Annotated in this window: 3 protein-coding genes and 1 pseudogene; all 4 read left to right on the top strand. The window is 64.8% G+C overall.

Features of this window, described 5'->3' with window-relative positions; translation table 11 throughout:
- Positions 1–362 (top strand): annotated as a pseudogene (locus VMA74_RS10620) (ABC transporter permease); the annotation flags it as partial.
- On the top strand, positions 362–1,687 hold the full coding sequence (locus VMA74_RS10615) for a GldG family protein (RefSeq protein ID WP_325366731.1): 1,326 nt from the start codon (positions 362–364) through the stop codon (positions 1,685–1,687). The pseudogene VMA74_RS10620 and the gene VMA74_RS10615, both read left to right, overlap by 1 nt.
- Positions 1,684–2,181 carry a hypothetical protein gene (locus VMA74_RS10610; RefSeq protein WP_325366730.1) on the top strand — a complete coding sequence of 166 codons (498 nt, stop codon included), beginning with the start codon at positions 1,684–1,686 and terminating at the stop codon, positions 2,179–2,181. The genes VMA74_RS10615 and VMA74_RS10610 overlap by 4 nt, the downstream gene beginning before the upstream one ends.
- A 1-nt stretch (position 2,182) precedes the next feature.
- Positions 2,183–2,665 (top strand): DNA-formamidopyrimidine glycosylase family protein (locus tag VMA74_RS10605; RefSeq protein ID WP_325366729.1); only part of this gene is annotated, 483 nt, incomplete at its 3' end.

Here is a 2,665-nt window from a genome sequence, read left to right as displayed (position 1 = left end):
TGAGCCTTGCGCACAACGCCACGCTGGACTGGGGCAAGCTTGCTGCGGCCACCCTGGGGACGTTCCTCGCGCTGGCTGCATTGGGCGCGATCGGCGTGGCCTGCTCCGCGTTCGCGTCGCATCCTGCAGTTGCCGCCGTGGCCGCGTTGATGGTTGGGCTGGCGTTGAACTGCATCAATCTCGGCGCACAGCTAGCCGGCGTCAACAGCGGCTTTCTCAACTGGCTGGCGATGAGCACGCATCAGGAAACCTTGTTGCGCGGCCTGGTATCGAGCGCGGACATCGTGTGGTTCCTGCTGGCGATGGCCGTGGCGTTGGCGCTGGGCACGCAACGCCTGGCCGCCGATCGGGAGCGCGGCTGATGAACCAGCATGTACTTCGCCGCCTCCATGGCTGGGTGTTCGCACTGCTGGTGTTGCTGGGCGCCGGCGCGATCGGCTTTCTCACTGCGCGTCACGACCATATCGTCGACTGGACCTACAACAGTCGCGTCAGCATGTCCCCGGAAACGCGTGCCGTCTTGGCGAAATTCGATGGTCCGGTCGACATCGTCAGTTATGCGAGCCCGCAAGGCGATCTGCGCCAGACCATCGCCGCCGCGCTGCAGCGTTACCAGAAAGCCAAGCCCGATCTGCACCTCAGCTTCGTCGATCCGCAGCAGGATCCGGCCGCGATGCGCAATCTCGGCATCACGGTGGATGGGGAACTGATCCTGCATTACCGTGACCGCCAGCAACGCCTCGACACGCTGACCGAGCGCAGCCTAACCGACGCATTGGTGCGCCTGGTCCGCGGCAACGATCGCATCGTCGCCTTCGTCACCGGGCATGGTGAGCGTCGGGCCGATGGCGTGGCCAATGCGGATCTCGGCACGTTCGTCTCGCAGCTCGAACAAAGCGGCATGCGTGCGGTGCCACTGAATTTCTCGCAAGTAACCAGCGTACCCGCGCAAACCGACCTCGTCGTGCTTGCCGGCCCCCAGACGCCGTTGACACCGGGTGCCACCAAAGCGCTGACCGATTACCTTGCCAATGGCGGCAACCTGCTGTGGCTGGTCGATCCGGGCAACCTGGATGCCAGCCTGCAGCCCATCGCCGATACGCTCGGCATACGCGTGCTGCCTGGCGAACTGATCGATGCGTCGTCGCCGGCCGTGGGGCTGAAAGATCCCCGCATGATCGTCCTGGGCGATTACCCGCCCAGCATGATCACCCGCGGCTTCACGCTCACCACGCTGTTCCCGGAAGTCGCGCCGCTGGCAGAAGTACGCCAGAGCGATTGGAAGATCGAACCCTTCCTGCGTTCCAGCCCGCAAGCCACCACCCAATCGCTGAGTGGCAACGCGGCGGCGCCGCTGAAAGGGCCGCTCGATTTCGGTTTCGCTTTCAGCCGCCTCTCGCCCAGTCCGGCCAAGAGCGAGCAGCGCGTGGTGGTGATCGGCAACGGCGATTTTCTTTCCAACAGCTACCTGGGCAACGGTGGCAACCGCGCGCTGGGCGAGCGCGTGTTCAACTGGCTGTTGGGCGATGATCAGCTGATCAGCATGCCGCCACGCGGTGCGCCCGATCGCATACTCAACGTATCGCAAGGTGAACTGAGTGCGCTGACCATCGGCTTCATGCTGGTCATGCCCTTGCTGCTGCTGGTGGTGGGCGGCTGGATTGCCTGGCGCAGGCGGCGCGCATGAAACGTGCGCTGCAGCGCCAGTTATGGCTGCTGGCCGCGGTGGCTGCGTTGCTCGTCGCCGCGTGGTGGCAAGTGCGCAGCGACCGTGCCGCCGCCCCCGGCACGTTGCTAGCGATCGCCCCTGACAAGATCACGCGCGTAACCCTCGACATGGGCCACGCGCCTGCCGAGCATTACGTCAAACGTGGCGAGCATTGGTGGCGTACCGGCCAGCCAACACCGATGCGTGCCGACGACATGCGACTGGCCGAACTGCTGCGCATTGCCTCTGCGCCCGTGCAAAGCTGGCAACCCGCCAGCAGCTATGAGCTTGCAAAAATCGGCCTGGCACCGCCACAAGCGAAGCTGGAACTGGATGACGAAAGCTTGCGCTTCGGCGCGATGACCGCCATCGGCCACAACGTCTACGTGCAGGTCGGCGAGCGCGTAGGTATCGTCTCGCTGCGTTACATGCCGCGTTCTGCGCAAAGTGCCTCGATGATGCAGATGCAGTGACATGCCCGAACTACCCGAAGTCGAAACCACGCGGCGCGGTATCGCGCCCCACCTGATCGGCCGGCGCGTCGCCGCCGTGACGCTGCGGCGCGCGGACCTGCGCTGGCCGATTCCACACGAAATTACCGCGCTATTGCCCGGCCAACGCATTGATGAGGTAGAGCGCCGCGCCAAATACCTGCTGCTGCATACGCATGCGGGCAGCGCGCTGATCCATCTGGGCATGACCGGCGTATTGCGCGTGCTGCCGCCGGACGTACCGCCCGGCCTGCACGATCATTTCGATATCACGCTGGAGCCGCTGCAGGGTGAGCGTCCGCGCATCCTGCGCTTTACCGATCCGCGCCGCTTCGGTTGCCTGTTGTGGCAAGCGCCAGGCACCACGCACACATTGCTGGCCGAGCTTGGACCGGAACCGCTTACCGACGCCTTCGATGGCGATCTGTTATGGCATCACTCACGCGGCCGCAAGGCAGCCGTGAAG

Origin of the sequence: Dyella sp., assembly GCF_035508675.1 — a bacterium.
Lineage (GTDB): Bacteria > Pseudomonadota > Gammaproteobacteria > Xanthomonadales > Rhodanobacteraceae > Dyella_B.
This window is presented reverse-complemented; position numbering and strand designations above follow the sequence as displayed.